A 21,090-nucleotide genomic window follows, 5' to 3' on the forward strand; every position below is an offset into this window, starting at 1 on the left:
TGAGCCAGGATCAAACTCTCGAAAAAATTGACTGTCATGTTTTATATCTAGTTTTCAAAGAACTTTAAAAGCATCTAAATGCTTCGTTATTTATTATATCACAATATTTCATATTTCAAAATATTTTTTTTGATAATGTAATTTAGATAAAATTTGCAATACTTAATTTATCTTATCATAATATTTATTAATTACTAATAATTTTTGATATTTTAATAAAAAAATCGCTTTTATAAGCGATTTTTATGTTTATTTTTTGTTCTTGCGACGTTTAAGATGGAAGATTAATCCTAAAATTGCTGCTAATGATGCTAACACAGCGATAACAACTCCTGCAATTACTCCACCATTGCTCTTAGGTTGAGGTTTTGTTTGCTCTGGTTTTACATTTTGCTGTCTAGAAACTTCAGTTTCAACTTCTTTTTTAAGTGTTTCAAGGTTAGCAATTTTTTCTAAACTATATGAACCTGATTTTAATGTATTAAGTCTGTTTTGGTAGTCTGCTTTTTTGTTATCTGTATCAGGAAGTTTGTTAATTTCTTCTTGTGCTTGACTAACAGCATTATTCAATGCTTCTGTCATTTTTCCTTGAGCAACACTACTATTATCTAATTCATCATTTAAATCTGATTCTAATACATTGTAATCTTTACTTGATACCTTAGCGAGTTGGGCTTGATATTTACTTCTTTGCACATCTGAAATACTTGGATCAGATAATCAGGTTGCTAATGTTTGTTCTTGTTTTTTAATCTTATCAAGTTGTTGTTCTTGTGCCTTTTGCTCTGAAAGCTTAGTTTCGGCTTGAGGATCTACCTTCAATACATCTGCTTTAACATCAGTGTAAACTAATAATTTTGCATCGTTATCAAGATTATCTAATTCGGATTTGGCTGCAATTTTATCATCACCTTTTAATGCATTTACTCATGATGTAAGTTTATTCAAGGTTGCTTGATATTGGTCTTTAGCTTGTTGTTGGTCTACAGAAGCTTTTAAATCAGAGTTTTCGTTTAATAATTTGTCTTTAAGTGTTTGATAATCAGCAAGTTTTGCATCTGATTTAGCATTTAATGCTGCTAATGCATCTAAGTAACTGCTTTGTTTTGCTTTAGGTAAGTTTCTGATTTGTGCATCGAGAGCAATCTTAAATTCAGCAAAACTCTTAGCATCGGCTGCTGCTTTTGCTGCTTGATCACTATCTGAAACTTGTTTTTGTAGTCCTGAAATTTCAGAATATATTTTTGCTTTAAGGCTATCAAATTGTTGTTGGGTAGCATTTGGTCCTAATGCATCCATTTGTGATATATATTCAACTTGCTTAGAAGCATCAATAAATGAAATAATATGCATTAAATCAGCACGATTCGCTTGATAACTTTGATCTTCTAATAACTTTTGCACTGCTGGAATTTCTTTTAATTTATTTTCTAAATTATCTAATGCTACAGTTTGTTTTGCTTTTAGTAATTTACTATCAGTAAGCATTGCTCTAAGATCTGCCTGTTTATCAGCAGGAAGGATGTTGATTAAATCATTGATGTTATTTAAAGCATCGGTGTATGATTGAGCTTTTTGCTCTTGAGCTATTTTTGCTTTAACAAGAGAGTTTTGACTAAGTTCGTTATATAAATTATTTACATAATCAACTTGTGGGTTAGTATTTGAATAAATTTTATTTAATTTATCCAAGTTTTCTTTATTAGTTGGACTGTCATTTTTTTGCAGGTATTTGCTAATTGCATCATAAATTAATTTGCTGTCTTGTGCAACTGCTAAATCCACATTATCAAATAACAACTTGTCTTTAAACGCTTTTAAATCTGCTAATTGACTTGGATCTTTAAATTCATTAAGTTGTTTATAGTAATTAAATTGTAAATCAGGTGCTAAGGTAGCAATCATTTTTACAAGTTGATCCTTAAGAGTATCAAAACTTGCTTTTGCATCTATATCTTTAAGTTCAGGTTTTAAAGTAAAAATTTCTTTTTTGAGAGCATCAAGTTGTTCAGTTGTAGTTGCTGCATTAACCTTATTTATCAAATCTTGTTGATTGCTTTGATCAAGACTCTTAATTAAATCTAATAATCTTGGTTTTTGTGCATCTGCATCGACTGCATCCATATATTGTTGTGCATTTGAACCTAATACTGCTTTTTTAAGGTCTGTTAATTGTTTGAATTTTGGATCAAGTAACTCTTCTTGTTCTTTTGCTGCTAATTTTAATTGGTCATTTAAACCTGAAACCATATCATTAAATTTAGCTCTTGCTTTTCTTACTTGTCTATCATCGAATCCTGTTTTAATATCAGAGAATTTAGTTAAGATTTCATCTTTTAATCCAGCAAGTTTATCAGCATCATTTGCATATAGTTTTGCAAGCTGTTGGTAATTTACAAACACTGGTGAATCTTTTAACGGATTTAAATCAAAGATTGTTACTAAATCATCTGTTAATTTATCTATCTTTTTCTTTGTTTGATTTTGTGTTTGTAGTTTTGTATATGTATCAGTTAGACTTGGACGAATTGTAACCATTTTTTGATAAATTTCATCCAACTTAGCATTTGCTTGATCATCCTTACCATATACATTGATGTCTTTTAATGATGAAATAATATCTGCTTGATTGCTTTGTGGCAATGATTGAGCAAGTTCTAATAAAACATCTCTTCTAGTTTTAAGTTGCTCAATTAACGCATCTAAGTTTGCTTTTTCTTCTGGAACAAATGAATTATAAAGGTTTTCATATGCTTTGACTTTATCAGTAACTGGATTTAATCTTTCTTGATAATCAGCTGCTAGTTTTGGTGGAAGCAATGAAATGTATTTATTCAATTTATCAACTGTTTGGTTATATGCATCTAATTTACTTTGTGCATCAAGTTTTTCTTTTAATTTTGGATTATTTGCTAATAATGAATTTTCAATTGCATCAAGGTTTAATGATACCCCTTTTATTCCATAAGAATTTAAACGAGTTAGAAAATCATTTTGCTCTTGGGTTGGTAAAAATTCAGCTAACTTCTTAAGTTCATCAATTTTTGCTTTTGTTGCAGCATCTGGAGTGGTTTCTACAGGTGCTAAATCTAATATTAATTCATTACTCAATGCATTTAATACACCTAATGAATTTGCATCATTAACTTTTTTAATAAATGCTTCTTTAGTAGTAGCATCAGTAATAACTTGCGCTTGTGATGTTAATTTTTCTTTTGTTTTAGCAATATGTGCATCTAAAGCAATTTGTGCATTTTGTGCATCGGTGATTGCTTGCATTAACCTTTGAGCATCCAAGATGCTTTGCACATCAGATAATTGTTTAGTTAGATCTGCTTTTACACCAGCATCAGTGATATTTGCTAATGCATCTTTTGCTTGTTGTTTAAGAGTATTTAATGATTTTTCATCCTGATCAACAATTGCGCTTCTTAAATCAGATAATAATGATCTTAATTCATCATCTGAAATATTTGCTTTATTTGCTTTTGTTTTCAAATCATTTAAAAGACTTTGATCAACACCTGAAATGCTTGATAAATTATTAAGCATACTTTTTACTTCTGCTTTTGCTACATCAGAATTTGTTAATGCTAAAGCATTTGTTGCATCATCAAGTTCTTTTTGTGCATCTGCAATTTGTTTATCAGCAACATCATTTGTAAAAGCACGTTGTTTATATAAATCAGCTAATGCATTGTATTTTGATGTATATGTGCTATATGAATCGATAGTATACACACCATTTTCATTTGATACTTTTGATTTTTGTAACTGAGCAACTGCTGCATTTTGTTTATCTATATTTGCTTGAACTTGTGCTATAGCTACATCGATTGTAGCTTTAGCAGCATCGATAGTTGCTGAATCTGCATTCGGATTAGAAGCAATATTTCTTTGATCAGAAATTATTTTATTAAGTTGATTATATAATGATGGATAACTTTGATGGTATCCTAATGCTATATCAGTTAATTTGTCTGCTTCTTTAATAAAATCTTGATATTTAGCACCACGTTCTGATAATTGTGATTTAACAGAATCGATTAATGCGCGAAACTCTTTGTTAATTGCTATTAAGTCAGTCACCTTGGTATCAGGCGAATTAACTTTATCTTTATTTGCTTCAACAAAATCTGCTAACTTAGCATATGCTTGTGGATTGTAGTGGGTTAATTGTGCTTTGATATCTTCAAATGTTTCAAGATCTCTTTTTACTAAATCACGAGCAAATACTGATGGTTTTAATGAATCTTGTGCTGTTTTTACATTTGCTAATAATTGATTATATGTTGGTTCAGTTAGACTATTAGGATCTGCAACGGCATTTTGCAATGCTGTCACTGCATCTTGGTATTGTTCATATGATTGATCAGTATATTGATTATCAGCATTACTGATTACATTCGCTGAAGCACTAGCAACTTGATCTGGTGTTAAAGTAACTTTTGCATATTTAATAACATTTTGCATACTAAAGTAAACTGTATCAACTAGTTCTTGGGTAGCAAGGAAGTCTTTGTTTACAATTTGCTTTGCTTGTGCTTTAAGTTCATTGTATCTGTCTTGATCATCTTTGCTTCATTGACTTATGTAATCAGGGTCTTTTGCGATCAAAGCACTTAATTGAGTTTTATCAGTTGCATTAAGTTGTTTATTATGGAATCCAAATAACTCAGTTATTTTAGGAACAGTTTTTCCTCATGTAATTTGAATACCAGTAACATATATATCACGAGGAATAGTAAATGATGTATCACTACGAGATAATTCACCTAGTTTTTTATATTTTAATTTGTTATCTTTTGTATCAAAATATTGTGCAGATACACTAACATCTGGATAACTTGTATCAGTAATAATTCTTAAATCAAGATTATCAAAGTAACCTTTTTCGTTTCGATAAAGAATTTGTGAATTAGGGTTTTTTGGTTGATAGAAAGTTGTTGCATCACGATCAATCATTTTTTCTGGACTATGAGCATCATCGATTCCAACTGCAGATACTGCTTCACTTGAATCTTTTGGTGTTAATCCAGTGGTATCGAAACGATCATCATCATTAACTGTATAAACCACAGGTGTAACTTTTGCTTTTAAATTAGTAAATGATAAATTAACATTACTGCTACCTGTATTTATTACACGAACAAATCTTGCATTTTTAGCAACAGATACATCAGTATTGTCTGCATTAATTGCTACATCAGTTCAGTGGAAACCATCTAGTGAATATTGAACTTTAATATCTTTTAGTGAATCAGTATTCATAGTTTTTGAATTTTCAGTAGTCCCTGAAGCTTGTTCATCTGCTGCTTGTTTTGCTTTTGAAGTAGATGAAGCAGCAGATGCAGGTGATGATGAATTTTGTTCTTTACTTTGAGCACTAACACTAAATGTTCTAGAAAGACTAGTCAATTTATAAACAGAATTAAAGTCTATACCTACTGAATCATTTGGTTTTAAATCAACAGTAACAGGAGTGTTATGTGTTCCTTCTTTATTATATAAATCAAATTCTTTTCCATCGAAACCTGTTGATAAAGAACCATTATGATTTAATAAGTATTTAGAAATATTAACACGTCTTTCGATAATATCTACTGATTTAATGTTTCAGTGTGTTAATGTGTTTGTTGGTGTTGGTTGTGGTTGAGACTGACTTGATGGTTCACTATCAGTTGCTTGTTGTGAAACAGCAACTGCTTGCGGTTGCGCAACTACATGTTCAGCAATAACTTTTAATCCTGTTCATTCTTCTTTGTAATTTGCAGTAGTTTGATCACTAGAACTAGAAGTTGTTATTAGATGATCATTAATTGAAATAGTTACTTCCCCAGTTTGTGCATCCTTAGTGGTAGAATATAAATCAGATGGGATATCAAATACTTCATTATTAACAAGCCCTTGGATTTTAATATCAGATACTTTTGCTTGTGGATCTTGTTTTATCTTTACTTCTGCTACTTTTGCTGGACGGTTGAAATTAATTACAAAATAATCGTTATCTTGGATTGTAGTTTGTTGTGTTGAACCTGTTGTATTATGTTTAAATGATGCAAGGGTGGCATCGTTTGAATCGGTTAAGTTAGATAATTTGTTATTAGTAATTGCTGAATCTAAAACAAGATTTAATTCAGTTGTCGGAAATAACTTTAAATCAGCTTCATTACTTAATGATTCAAGTTGGATATTACCGATAGTTCAACGACTTCCTGTATCGTGTGTTCCTTTAACTACTAATCTAAAGTATTGGAATGTAGCATTTCCATACACTGTTTGAATTGCAGAACCATTTAAGTGCCCGAATCCAAATTGTTTTCACTCACCAGTGTTTGGTTCACCATCTAGATACTCAACTGCAAAATCATTCATTCTATCACCTGCATTTTGATAGGTTTGGAATAAATATAGTTGGGTAATATTCATTTTTTTAGGAAGTTTAAATCCAATGCTTTGATTTGTACTTCAACCACTTGACTGAGTTTGTAAATAAATTCCATTTGCTGTACCATTTGAATTATCAAATAATAAATTAGTATTGTTCGCAAGTTGAAGCACTAACCCATTTGTTGCAGATGTTGAATTTTTATCATTAACATTTGCTGATGCTTGTATAAGGGTAATTTTTGAATTAGAATCAGTTGATGAAATTGATGGATTTAAATCTTGTGCATAATTAACTGTCTCATCTTTATTAACAATAAAACTTACTAGTGAAAGCATATTATCGCTAGTTGAATCATCTTGATTATTAACTATTCTAATTGCTGTTACATTTGCAATCCCGCTTTCACCTAATTCGGTTGTTCCTCATGTTGCGGTTGGATCACTTACAGAACCTGCAACTGACTGTGGATTATTAGAAGAAACTGTTAAATTAGTTATATCTATATTTTTTTCACCTTTATTTTCTTGTAAGTCTTGTCATTGATTTGGTTTATCAGATGTTTGATATTGTAATTTTAATTTAGATAATAAACGTCATTTTTCATATCACATCTTTACATATACATTATGTAAGGTTATTGGACGACTGAATTGGTATCCAAAATAATCACCCTTTTTCATTCTTTTGTATTTTCCATCGGAACTAATATCAAAAGTAAATGTTGAATCACTATTATCTGCTTCTAAATGACTTGGATCTCAGTCGGCTCTACCATCGCGACCTAGGTTGGTAAAGAATGTTTTTTGCACTGCACCTAATGATGAATTATCCGCAGTTGCTAAAACATTATTATGTAAATTAGTTAAAAAATCAGTTAAATTACTTACAAAGTTATTCAAATCTGAATCACTTATTTGAATTGCTTTTAAAGCACCCTTAATCATAGTTTTATATGTTTGTGAGCGATTGTAGACAAGTTTTGCTTCTTGGGTTAATTTACCAAATACTACAAAGTCAAAATTTTTGTAAGCAGTTGTGGCATCTAAAGCAATAATACCCGCATTAGCTAAATCATATAAAGATTGCAATCATGGTTTTGTTTGTAAAACAAGTTGACTTTTACCAGCCGCTAAAAATACATAATTAATATCATCTACTAGTTTTGATAATTTTGCTCTTAATCCATTGATATCACTTCTTGAAACTGAATCGATTCCTCTACGAATTGAATCACCGATTCCTCCTAAATAAAAGTTAGGTGCAGAGTTTATATCAGTTGATTCAACTGGAAATCCTTTGAAGTTATAATTGAAATTTCCATTAGATAATCAGGTTCGGTTAAAGTCTCAATATAATTTATAAAAGTGAGTTGAAATATTATATAAAGCATCTGTTAATTGTGGATCATTATAATCTTGGTCTACTGCAAAGTTTAAAGCATTAAGATGGGTTCTTTGTTCAATTCTTAACGAATCTGAATCAGTTAATTTGTTATTTACTCAACGTTTTCATGCATAATCTGCAAAATCAAATAAAGTTACCTTTGAAGGTCCTTCCATTTGGTTTGGATCAATTGCGATTCCATCAATTTTAGCAAACTTATAATTGCTTTTGTCAGGATTATTATTATCACTTATATCTTGTAAGGTTTTTAATCAGAATTGGTTAATTCCTAACATCAGATAATCTAAACTACTTTCACCTTTATGTCAGTTTTGAATATAAATTATTTTTTTGTTTCCTGCAGTAAAGTTATTAGAACCATCAATATTTGGTCAATCAGTTCCAGAATCTATATATAATTGTACATTTGAATTGAATTGATCATAGTAACTTTTAAGGGATGTACTTCCATTTTTTGGATTTGAACGGTTTCGATAATCAAGATATCCAATCTTTGCATCTAAGTCATCATATCTTTTACTTTGTTCATTTCATCATTTAACTAAATCATCTAAAAATGCTTTTTGTTTATTTCCAATAGTAGTGTAATCTGATTGAGATAAAGTACCAGTAGTTGAAACTGCATCTGCAAATGGTTCATTGCTAAGTGGTGTTGCAATAACTATATCTTTAACACCAACATCTAAAAGTTGTTGTATTTTAGTTTTTAAAAGAGGTAATTTATCATTCATATTTGCAGTTGTGATTTTATCAGAACCTACAAATGGATTAATAAAATATACAAACTTCATACCATTATTTGAAGTTGCTTTAATCAATGTTTTAATATCTTTTAATTCATCTTGGGTATATAAAGATGATCATAATGTAGTGGTTTTTAAATCAGTTTGTGGTTGGTAGTAATATCTGTTGTATTTTAAGTAACCAGCATAGTTAATTAAATCTAATTTGGATGCAAGGGTGCTAATCGATGAAGTATTTCTAAGTGACAGTCCACGTATTTCACGATCAGCTCAGTCTTTAATAGTGAAATTACGAAGTTGGCTTCCATCAATTTGTTTAAATATATGTCATAAAGTAGTAGCACCATAAAATGCTGCATCAGCATCTTTAGCATACAAAGTAATAAAATTATTTGATGATCTTAGATAATATGCATCATTGTGACTAAATAAATCTGCAGCATTATCTGAAGAACTATCTTTTAACTCACTTGAACTAATACCAACTGTATTTAATAAGTTATCAACAGTATTATCTGAATCACCTTTAATACCAATTAAGATATTGGTTTTACCAAATAATAAATTCTTGCTACGGGTAATATTAGAAATATGTTTTGATTTTAAAAGATTTTCAAATCTTTTAATTGTAACTTCTGATACACTATCATCATAAACGATGTTTACTGTATCAGTTAATGAATATGTATTATTTCCTTCATAATTGATTTGTTGCACACCTGGATAGATTTTGTAGTCAGGTAACGCAACTACTGGATTGCTTGTTGGGGTGCTTGCAGGAGTTTCAGTAGCAGATTTTGCTGATGAATCACTTGCACCTGTAGCACTAATAGCAGCAAATAGTCCCAAAGAACCAGCTGCTGCTAGTAATGTCTTTATTTTCTTTTTCATTTTCATATTATAAGTTTATTAAATTTTCCAAAAAAAAAAAAAAAAAACGGATAAAAATAATTTTGTTTATCCTTTTTTGTGGTAAATTGCTTTTATTTCATATTTTGATAAGAAAATATGAAATAATTAAAAATTTTGCAATAAAATATGTTGTTTTTGTTATAATTTTTCCTTCTTTTTCTTAAATAAAATCTAAGAAAAAGAAAGATTTTTACATACTATACACTTGGTGTATTTTCTTCTTGGGTTGCTAGTTTCTTAGCATCTTCTAATTTAACACTGAAAAAGCTAGTAACTCCGCGTTTTTGCATTGTTGCACCAAATAAAGCATCTACTCTTGACATTGTTCCTGGGCGGTGTGTGATAACTAAAAACTGGGTTTGTTTTTTAAGTTCTTGTAAGTATTCAGCATATCTAACCACATTTGCTTCATCTAAAGCCGCTTCTACTTCATCCAAGATACAAAGTGGTAATGGACGAGCTTTTAAAATTGCAAATAATAATGAAATTGCAATTAATGATTTTTCTCCACCTGAAAATAATTTAAGATTTTTAACAGATTTGCCTGGTGGCTGAGCAAAAATACTAATTCCGCTTTCGAGAATGTTTTTCGGATCAATAAATTTAACTTCCGCACTCCCTCCACCAAACATTGATGAAAATACTTTATGCATCTCAATGTTAACATCATCTACTATGTTAGTTAAACGAGCAACAATTTTTTTATTCATTTCTGAAATCGCTTCATCACATAAACGTATTGCTTCGGTTACTTCATCACGGTTTTTGGTATTAAATTCATAACGTGATTCAACTTCTTGTAGTTGTTCAATGGCTTCTAAATTAACATTTCCAAGTTCTTGAATTTCATAACGCAGTTCCTTTACTAATTCTTCGGCAGCAACTGGTGACATATTTAATGGATAATTCTCAATTGCATATTCTAAAGTTAATGCATAATGTGAACTAAGACGTTCTTTATGTTTTTCGAGTAAGTTTTTAGATTTTTCAAATGCAGCAGTTTTTTCACGAAATGATTCATTAAGAGTCTTTTGTAATTTCGAAATTCTTTTGTATTCTTCTTCTCAACTTAGTATTTTTGCATCAAGTGCTTCTTTTATTTGTGTATTTGAACTGATATCAAATTCAAGTAGTTGCAATTGCTGTTGTAGTTGCGCAATAGTTTGTTCAGAAACATCTAATTCGCTGATTTGCTCGTTATTAGCAGATGAAATTTGTGTTTGTAATTTATAATTTTCAATTTTACCGAAAGTATCTTTAACTTGGTATGATAAATTAAGATATTGTGAGTTATAAGAAGCTTGATAAGTTTTTTGTTGTTGTAAACTTTCGTTATCTTCTAAAATAGTTTTTGTTGTTTGTGCGATAACATTTTTAATTCCTGGAATCAAGTCTTTAAGTTCTTTAATTTTTTGATCAAGACCTAAAATATCTTCGCTAGCTTCAACAGTTCCACCAACCATAACTCCACCAACACGCACGATGTCACCATCTGTGGTAACTACCATATATTTTTTTTCAATAATTGTTGATATTTCGTTGGCTGATTTAATATCAGAAACAACTAAAACATTACCTAATAAAAATTCATTTAGCACTTGATATTTGTTATCAATTTCTACCAAATCTTTAGCAACACCCACAAAACCAGGGTGATTTCGAACCACTAATAAATAATCATCACGGATAAACTTACCTTTAATTGAAGCAAGAGGAATAAATGTTGCACGACCTCCGTTATTTTTTTTAAGGAAATTAATTGCTTTAACAGCTGTATCAGAATGATCAACTACTATATGCTGTGCAGCATTTTTCAAAATTGCTTCTAGGGCAGGCAGAAATTCGTTAGGAATCTTTATTAAATCTGCTACTAGTCCTATAAATCCTTTAAGTAATGTTTTATTTTCTAAAACTGTTTTTGTTCCTTTGTATAAGTTAGTAAAATTATTTTTCTTTTCTTCAAGAATTTCAAGTTTTGAAATTAATTTAGTATATTTGTTCTCTAAATCCTTGACTTTTATATTACCATCGTTAATTTTACTTTCTAATGTAGTAATATTTTCAGTTGCATGATTTCGTTTAGTTTCCATTTCAGATAACGATTCACTTAAATAACGATATTTTTCTTGCAAAGTACGTAATTCACTTAAAATCGCTGAAATACGCTCTTTTTCATCGAAATTTCCTTGTCCACTGGCAATCATTTCACGACGAGCCCGGTCTGCAGAAATGGCTTTTTCGATATTATTAATGCGGTCTGATAAACCTTGTTTTTTACCCGAATCACTTGATAACTTACGGTTTATTTCAATAACTTCATCGCGTTTATTTTTAATTTTGATATCTAATTCCTCAAGTTGACTGTTATATTGTTTATCAGTTTCATCAACACCTGAAAGATCTTCTGTTAATGTTTTAACTAATTCACTATGTTTTTTTATTTCGTGTGCTAAATAGCCTATTTCAACACTTTTTAACTCTTCAGCCATCTTTTTGTATTTTAGCGCTTTTTCAGCATGGATGCGCAATGGAGTAAGTTGTTTTTCTAATTCCTTTATTGATACTTCAACCATTCCTAAGGTTTCTTGGGCACGTTCGAGTTTTTTTTCTGCTTCTGCTTTACGGAATTTATATTTAGAAACCCCGGCTGCTTCTTCAAAAATTAATCTGCGATCTTCATCAGATGAGTGTGCTATATCCGAAACGGTTCCTTGCGAAATAATCGCTAACGAACTTTTTCCTATTCCTGTTTCCATAGCAATTGCTTTAATATCTTTGTGACGGCATTTTTGGTTATTGATATAGTATTCATTTATCCCTTTACCACGCTCTAAAACACGAGTAATTGAAATAACATCTGAATCAACCGAACTAAGACGATCCTTGTTATCAAAAGTCAATGTTACTTGTGCTTTTTGCATCGGTTGCACAGTTTTTGAACCAGAAAAAATAACATCTTCCATTGAATCACCACGTAATTCTTTTGAACTTTGTTCCCCTAAAACTCAGCGGATTGCATCGTTAATATTACTTTTACCAGAACCATTGGGTCCTACAATACCTGCAACTCCACCATCAAAGTGTAATACAATTGGATCTGCAAAAGATTTAAATCCTAATGCTTCTATTTTAATTAATTTCATCATTTCCCTTCATTTTCATTTTATTTAAGGCTGCTCTTGCTGCATTTGTCGTAGCTTCTTTTTTAGAAGCACCACTTCCTATTCCGTAAATCATATCTTCGTGAACGGCTTTAGCTATAAAAAGCTTATCTTTTTCTTCAAAAATATAATGAATATTGTTTTTACTAATGCTTTGAAAATATTCTTGAAGTTGTGTTTTAGGATCCTTGTTACTTTGAAATATATGATGTCCATCTACACTTATATTGCTTGCTAGTAGGTGTTTTTGCACAAATCATCAAGCCTTTGACATCCCTTGATCTAAATAAATTGCTCCTAGAAAAGCCTCAAAAATATCAGCTTGTACTTTTGGTGAATCTAAAACATCTGTATGCATTTGTCCATTTCCAGTTTTTAAAAATTTTAAAAGTCCAATGTTTTTAGAAACTGCTCCTAAGGTTTCGGTTTGCACCGCTGATGCTCTCCAGCGCGAAAGTTCACCTTGAGATTTATTGGGAAACTTTTTATATGCATAAATTGCTATCATAAACGACAACAGCGAATCGCCTAGATATTCAAGCCTTTCATAATTTTCTAACTTAGTTTTATCATGTGTGTTATATGATTTATGAGTAGTTGCTAGTTGATAAAATTCTATATGGTTTGGTTGTATTCCGATATTAATCAAAAAATCAATGAGATGTTGTTGTTTAAACATTTAATGCTACCTTTAGTTTATTCAATAAATCCTTAGAAATTGCATTATGCATTTGTTTTAGTGCTATATAAATAGATAATTCATCTGCTGCACCATGGATTTTTAATGCAAGGGCATTGATACCTAAAACTCATGCATTAGAAACATTTCGAAAGTCAAGTTTTTGTGCTATTTTTTTAAAACTAGGTTTTAATAATAATGCCCCTAATTTAGCAAAAAAACTTTGTTTAACTCGCTGCTTAATTGCTTGTTTGAAACTTATAACAGCACCTTCATAACTTTTAATGACTAAATTTCCACCGTATCCATCAATTAATCCTACATTTATGTTTCCTGCAAGCAAGTTTCGTGTTTCAGAAAAACCGATATAGTTAAGTTTTTGATCAGATTCTATTAAACTTTGTGCTTCTCTAACAACTTGCAATCCTTTGTATTCTTCAACCCCGACATTTAGCAGTGAAACAGTTGGATTTTGCTTATTAAACATTGTTGTATGAAATGCTGATGCTAATTTTGCTCACTCATATAAATATTCGGATTTTACTTCAAGGTTAGCTCCTACATCTAATAATAAAAGTTTTTCATCATTCAAACAAGTAATAATCGGCATAAAAGCAGGCCGAGAAACATTATCAATACGTTTTAGTTTAAAAGTCAGTGCTGCAATATAACTTCCTGAATCACCCCCTGAAATCACTCCATCAGCTTTATTTTCATTAATAATATTAATTGCTGCATTCATCGAATTATTTTCTTTTAAACTTGCTCGGATATTTCTTGGATTGCTTGGTTTATTTGGATTATAAATTATTTGGATATTCGGGTGTTTGTTTATAGATTTATCAAAGTTACCAACTAAAATAATTTGTACATCTTGATAATTATTAACAAATTTTGCTGCTGCATTATAAGCAACATTAACACCTAAATCTAATCCATTTGCATCTAAAACTATTTTCATTATTCAACTCCTATTAAGAATTGATAATTAGGTTGATTACCTTCAACTACTTCTATTTGTAAATTATAATTTGCTTCAAGGTAATTACTTAATTCTAAAAGTGTTGCTGTATCAACATCATCTCCGTAATATAATGTTATCATTTGAGATTGTTTTTTTACCATCTTAGTAATTAACTTTTTAAAAGTTATTGTTAAATCACGTTCAGAAGCAATTATTTTTCCATCATGAATACCTAAATAATCACCTTTTCTTATAACAATATTATTTATCTTTGTTTTACGAACTGATTTAGTTATTTCACCAGTTTGCACATCAGATAAACTATCTAACATTAATTCTTCATTTTCCTTTGCACTAAATTCTGAATTAAAATTTAAAACTGCTGTTAAACCTTGAATTTGGGACTTTGTTGGAATGACAATAATATTTTTATCTGTGACAACTTGCGCTGCTTGTTGTGCTACTAAAATAACATTAGAATTGTTAGGTAAAATAAAAACATTTTTTGCATTTACCTTAGCAACAGCATTAATTAAATCTTGAGCAGATGGATTTTGGATTTGTCCAGATTCAACTACAAAATCAGTTCCTAATTCCTGCATTCTTTTGATTATTCCGCTACCTAAATTACATGATACAAGTCCACATTCAGCCATTTCATCAGATGTTTTTGCATAAATTGATTTGGAATTGTTTGCTTGCAAAGTCATATTTTCAGATTTTATTTTAATAAATTCACCGTATTTTTGTGCTAGAGTTAAAAATTCTCCAGGTTTAACTGTATGACCATGCACCTTTAACAATTTATCATCGTTAACTATTACTAGTGAGTTTGCTATTTCTTCTATTTGTTTTGAAAAAATATTTTTATCAAAAGAATGTGGATTATTTAAATCAACTAAAACCTCAGTGCAGTAACCAAATTCACCTGAATATATTTCACTATCTGAAACCAAAACCGATATATCATCTCCGTTTTCACTTTTTTCAACTGGGTTTCCTTTTAAATATTCAAAAAAACCTTTAAAAATGATATATAAACCTTCTCCGCCACTATCAGTAACCCCAACTTCGCGTAAAGTTTTTAATTTATTTGGTGTTTCATCACAACTCTTTCGCGAAAAATCTAAAACCTTAGTTCAAAAATCAAGCAAGCTCACTTCCGTTGCTTTCAAAAATTCTTGATTTAAATTTTCTGATGTTTCTCTGATAACAGTGAGCATTGTCCCTTCAGTGGGATTAAAAACCGATTTATAAGCACGGTTTGTTGCTTCTTGAAAGGCGATTAATAACTGTTTTAAATCTAAGGATGCTAAACCAGCACAAGCAAGCGAAAATCCTTTAAAAACCTGTGATAAAATCACTCCAGAATTACCACGAGCTTCATACATCATATTTAAGGCAAGTTGCTTAGTAACTTCAGAAATAGGTAAATTAAAATAAGATTCATCTAATTTAGCTATTGCTGCAGAAATTGTCGATGACATATTAGTTCCTGTATCTCCATCTGGAACTGGAAAAACATTTAAAGCATCAATGCGATTCTTAGCATTAACTAATGCATTTGAACCCGAAAGCATCCCTTGTAAAAAAGTTTTACTATCCAGCAAAATTTTTGACATTATTTAATCCCTTCAATGAATATTGTTAACTTGTTAAATTTTAATTTATTTTTTTTCATTTCAAACGCTAACCTTTGATGAAATTCTGCGATGATAACTTTTGCAAAAACATCTGCTATTAAAGAAACTGCGATAAAAAAACTATATCCTTTCGGTGTTTGAATAATATTAACACGATCTATTAGTTCTGTTGTATCTGTAACTATATCATCATCAGAAAGTGGATTTATTTCCTTAATTCCAGGTATTGATTCAGCAATCTTTAAAAACATCTCTTTGATTTTTAACAATTCCATTATGCCTACTTTCGATATAATATGCAAATATATCTTAAAAATTATTGATTATATTTTATAATATTATTAATATTTTTTAAGAAATTAAGGAGCAGAATGGCACTTTTAGTTGCAAAGGCAATTGTATTAGAAATTATCGAAAAATCAGAAAATGAATTTTATGTGACCTTTTTTAACCATAAAGGTGTTTTAATTCTTTTTGCACAAGGGTTAAATAAACAGTTATCTAAAAATCGTAGCAACTTACAAATTGGTTCATTGGTTGAAATTGAATATTTTTCCGCAAGATTAAAAGGTAGAATAGGAAGATTAAAAAGAGTAAATTTATTGCATATTTTTAGTATTACTAGTCCTGATACAAACATCTTTCTGCTAAAACTTATCAAACTCTTTAAAAACTTGAAAATACCAAATCATATTTTTAATTTTTACACTTTAAATATGGATAAATTTAAAAAAGACAATTTAAAAAAATATTTATGTGTTTTTTATGCACAAAGTAGTGTATATTTTGGTGTAAAACCTAGTTTTAATAAATGTAGAATATGTCATCAAAGGAAGAACCTTATTGATTTTAGCATCCTTGAAGGCGGTTTTATTTGCTCAAATCATAATCTTAATGATACAAAAAACCAAGAACAATTACTTTTATATTGATACTTATATTATCAACCAGAAAAATATGTCAAATTAGTATCACAAACAGAAAATATATTGTTGCTTAATCAACTCAAACACACAATTTCCGAAGCAGGATACTATTTATAAGAAATAATTTGTTTTATGTAAATAGTTACATATATTTTTATTATTTATTTTCTATTTTAGTAAATAACTAGTCGTTTTGAATAAAATTTATATAATTTAATTATGATAAAATATAGCATTAAAAAAATAAAAAATTTGTTTATTTTACTTTTTTTACCAACTTTGTTAACTTTAATTTCTTGCTCGCATAATCAAAATAATGAAGCAAAACTAAGTCAAAACATACATAATGAAAAATCAAATATTTCATACAATATAAAGAAAGATATTTTAAGGAAACTTTTAATAAATTCTACAAAGAAAGCTATGGAATTAGATAATGATAGCAAATTTTACAACCTTATCGATTTATTATTTTCCAATGAAATTTATAACAATAAATATTCATTTTTACTTATGGATTATATCAATAAAATGAATGAATATCATAAAAATAGTTTTAATCAAAAACAAAATAAATATTATCAATTGAAGCTTTATAAACGTGACCATCTTTATTTTAATTATCTTTCTTTTGTATATTTGTTAATGAAATATGATAATGAAAATAATCAGATGATAGATATAAACAATATGAATTATTTACAAAGTAAAAATATCAAAATTAATATAAAAGGTATCCCAAAACTTGAAATTAACAAAGAAATCTATAATTTTGTTAATAATTCATATCACTTTTTAAATGATGAATCAAATAAAGAATATCAAGATAGCATAAGAAACTTAATAACTAAAAACTTTTTAACCAATTCATTAAATTCTTATCAACTTTATAGTATTGACTATTTAGAAAAACCAATAACAAACTATATTCACAATGATGATTTATACAATAATGGATATCCACCTTTGTTAGAGATTTCAAGGACATATGGTTTAGATAAATATGACTTTGAAGATACGCCCGATATTGACTGAATCTACTATCAGCGATATCTAAAATATGACAAAAGTAATTTTCCGGCTCTAGATGTTTTTATTAAGAAAAATAATTTGGTTTATCCTGCTAAAAATGATACTGGCACTAATCTTTTTTTAACTGACAGTACAGATTTAACAAACATAAATAATAATTATGCTTTTTCAAGAAACATAATAAATAAAATAAAAAATGTTAATGTATATAAAGTTAACTATAATGAAGTAAAAAACATCATTAAATATAAAACAAATCATACTAAAAAAGAAAGACATATTTTATCATTTGATATTAATGATAATTTAGAAAATAGTGAATTGTTTCTTTCTTTCAAATCTTATCCTATTAACAATGACACTAACATAATAGTCATAAATGTAGATAAAATAGATAAAAAATGATTTTTAAATGATTTTGTTGATTTTTTCTTGCAAAATCACACTAAAAAATCTGAAAATATTAGTTACAACTCAGAATCATCATCTTTTGTTATAGATATTACAGATGAAATAGAAAACAAAACTAATAAAAAAAATATATTTTTTGTTAACTCTTATGATTTATACACACAGAATATGAAGAAAAATGAATATAAATTCTTTATAGAAAATAATTTTTGAAGAAATTACACAATAAATAACAATATAGAGAATTTACTTGCTACATCAGATAGTTTTGATATGAGATTATATGATAAAAAGGATAATTTTAATATTTATTATAAATGATATGCCGATTCAAAAACTTTATGAAAAAAAGAAACAAATAATAACCCAAATAATAAACCATGGACAAGTAATAAAAATATAGAAATTAAAGGATATTCAGAAGAGGATTAATATGAAAAAAAATATAAAGAAATTTCTTTGGTTTTTCGGTTTTGTAAGCACAACAACAATAACTGTTTCTGCTAATACATCAGCTCAAAAATATAACGAATCAATTTACATTAATAATAATTCTTATATTAATTTAAATGTAAATGACTATAATAAATTGATTAATATGTATGTACCATATTACAATAAACTCGGTTTACGCTATGAAAGAGGTAATAGCTATTTTACAAATGAATTTGATAAAGTAGGGATTATCGAGTTAGGAAATGTCGATCAAAATTTACTTTTCTCAAAAAATCCTGATTTCAAAATTAAAAAATTTGATATTGATAATTATCAATATTCAAATCATGCATGAAATGTTGTTTCTACTATTGGTACTGATTTTGGAATCAATAAAAATGCAGATATTTATTTTTCAAATAATTTTGATATACCAGATAGGAAATATTTTGATGTGGGAACAAAAGGAGATGAAGTTTGGAAACAAAAGGCATATGATAATATTCTAAAAAGAATGTATGATAGGTATGGTGTTAAAATTTTTAATATAAGCATTGGTCAATTAGATACACCATTAGATGGTTACTTTTTGAATTTTTCAGATAATATAAAAAAATTATTCATAAATGATGTTCAAAGTTTTGAAGATAATTATACAACAGAAGAAGATGATGAACAAAATTTTTATGCTTTATCAAGTGCGATAATTAATTTTTATTTTGATACAAATGAGAAATTTAATCACTCTATTACAAAGAACTGAAATAATTTGTTAAATGCTATTAATGAACAAGCACTAATATTTGACTGAAAAGTTATCTTCTCTGCAGGAAATTCAAGTGATGAAACAGTTGATGCATGAGAAAATCTGGATTCATATTTCGATAAAAACAATTTCTTTATTAATGATAAAGATAATCATTTAATAGACATTAATTGAAATAATGTCTTTAAAAAATTTAAAATTGTAGCAAAAAATATTTATAAAAAACATTATAGTAGTTTTAAGTTATATCCTAATTCAAAAGACATAAAAGGTATTTATTTATTATATGACTTTTTGAAAAATAAAGTCGAAAAGAATAACTATATTTATCATAGCAATACCTATGATGATTTTAATAATTGAGAGTTCGGAAACCAGTTAATAAGTTCTCGCAATATTTTTAGTGGACTCTTAAAATGAGAGAGCATAAAGAACAAAGAAAATATAATTAATGTAGGATCTGTATCATATGATAATAAACCATCCGATTTTACATCGTTTGGTAATTCTAAATCTCCATATTTGCCTTTAATTTCTGCATATGGATCAAGTTTAGCCGAAGATGAAACAAAGATTAATAAAGATAATAAAAATCATTATTCAAGCGAGGAAATTAACTCTATAAACAAAAGATTACCTGAATATTTAAAAGAGAAAATTAATTATGCAATGAATTTTAATGGTACAAGTAAATCAGCACCAATGATTACTGGTTTAATTTCATTATTACAGCATAAATTACAAAGAGAATTATCATTGAATGAAACAAAATTACTTCTGATAAGTTCATCAAATTATGCATCAACAAATACAGCAAAATTAGGTAACTTAGATGTTGCACTTAATTATAGATCTAAAATTTTCCCAAGTGAAATTTGAAGAATAAATAGACAAAAAAACAAAACTGGGTTTGGAATACCAAAATTTTTCAAAATGTTTAAGATATACAATGAAAATAAAATAGAAAAACTAGATTTCAATCTCCTCAAAAAACAAATAGATGAGTATCCATGAAAAGACCCAGAAGCAAAAAGAGATAGCTTGCCTAATTTTCAAAATCTCAATCATACATTTGTCTCTTCATATAAAAGTTTTTTTTCAGATTATATCGAAAAACAATATTCAAATACAATAAAAAAAGAATATGATAATTACAATCTATGAGTTATTTTAAAAACATATATTTTTGAAAATGATAAGAAAAAAACAATAACATGAGATAATAGAAAATTCGATGATATAAACAAGGTTTATGAACTTACAGGTTATCTTAATTCTGTTTTAAAAAATGATAAAAATGAAATAATATATAAAAAACGTTGAATGAAATGATTAAGAACAGACTATTCAAACATCGATAGAATATATTTTGGTAATTATAAATTTCTTTTTAATCCTGAATATACTTTATATATTTACCTTATCGAACTAAAACACTATATGTTAGAATATACTAATGCTTTTTATGATAAAAAACAGAAAAACGATGCTAATTATCAGCAAAATAATAAGAATAATATATACGAACAAGAATTAAATAAAAATCTTATGATTTTAATTGACGGATACTTTGAACACATAAAAGAGAATTTAGAAATTTTGTCTTATTATGAACATAATTAA

At 28.3% G+C, this 21,090-nt stretch carries 9 protein-coding genes; 3 read left to right on the forward strand and 6 right to left on the reverse strand.

Going from position 1 to position 21,090, the window contains the following annotated elements; genetic code table 4:
* Window positions 1–249 precede the first annotated feature (249 nt).
* From ACXYRN_RS00760 to ACXYRN_RS00785, 6 genes are all read right to left on the reverse strand, one after another.
* Complete coding sequence (locus ACXYRN_RS00760; RefSeq protein WP_458607310.1) at window positions 250–9,429, reverse strand: beta-N-acetylglucosaminidase domain-containing protein; 9,180 nt, start codon at window positions 9,427–9,429, stop codon at window positions 250–252.
* A gap of 218 nt (window positions 9,430–9,647) precedes the next feature.
* The gene (locus tag ACXYRN_RS00765) at window positions 9,648–12,593 is read right to left on the reverse strand and encodes an AAA family ATPase (protein WP_458607311.1); all 2,946 of its coding nucleotides are present in this window, start codon (window positions 12,591–12,593) and stop codon (window positions 9,648–9,650) included.
* Window positions 12,580–13,290: a ribonuclease III gene (gene rnc, locus ACXYRN_RS00770; RefSeq protein WP_435129096.1), complete on the reverse strand. Its 711-nt coding sequence runs from the start codon at window positions 13,288–13,290 to the stop codon at window positions 12,580–12,582. Before rnc ends, ACXYRN_RS00765 begins: the two co-directional genes overlap by 14 nt.
* Entirely contained in the window at window positions 13,283–14,251 is a 969-nt protein-coding gene (plsX, locus tag ACXYRN_RS00775; RefSeq protein ID WP_458607312.1) for a phosphate acyltransferase PlsX, read from the reverse strand. The genes rnc and plsX overlap by 8 nt, the downstream gene beginning before the upstream one ends.
* Complete coding sequence (locus ACXYRN_RS00780; RefSeq protein WP_458607313.1) at window positions 14,251–15,876, reverse strand: DAK2 domain-containing protein; 1,626 nt, start codon at window positions 15,874–15,876, stop codon at window positions 14,251–14,253. The genes plsX and ACXYRN_RS00780 overlap by 1 nt, the downstream gene beginning before the upstream one ends.
* The gene (locus ACXYRN_RS00785; RefSeq protein WP_458597549.1) at window positions 15,876–16,172 is read right to left on the reverse strand and encodes a hypothetical protein; all 297 of its coding nucleotides are present in this window, start codon (window positions 16,170–16,172) and stop codon (window positions 15,876–15,878) included. Before ACXYRN_RS00785 ends, ACXYRN_RS00780 begins: the two co-directional genes overlap by 1 nt.
* Window positions 16,173–16,268: 96 nt before the next feature.
* Between ACXYRN_RS00785 and recO the strand changes: the two genes are divergently transcribed.
* The 3 genes from recO (at window position 16,269) to ACXYRN_RS00800 (ending at window position 21,090) form a co-directional block, all read left to right on the forward strand.
* Window positions 16,269–16,940 (forward strand): DNA repair protein RecO, encoded by a 672-nt coding sequence (gene recO, locus ACXYRN_RS00790; protein ID WP_458607314.1) that lies wholly within the window; start codon window positions 16,269–16,271, stop codon window positions 16,938–16,940.
* Between the two features lie 102 nt (window positions 16,941–17,042).
* Window positions 17,043–18,698: a hypothetical protein gene (locus tag ACXYRN_RS00795; RefSeq protein WP_458607315.1), complete on the forward strand. Its 1,656-nt coding sequence runs from the start codon at window positions 17,043–17,045 to the stop codon at window positions 18,696–18,698.
* A gap of 1 nt (window position 18,699) precedes the next feature.
* The gene (locus ACXYRN_RS00800; RefSeq protein WP_458607316.1) at window positions 18,700–21,090 is read left to right on the forward strand and encodes a S8 family serine peptidase; all 2,391 of its coding nucleotides are present in this window, start codon (window positions 18,700–18,702) and stop codon (window positions 21,088–21,090) included.

The organism is Mycoplasma sp. 4423 (assembly GCF_054353855.1).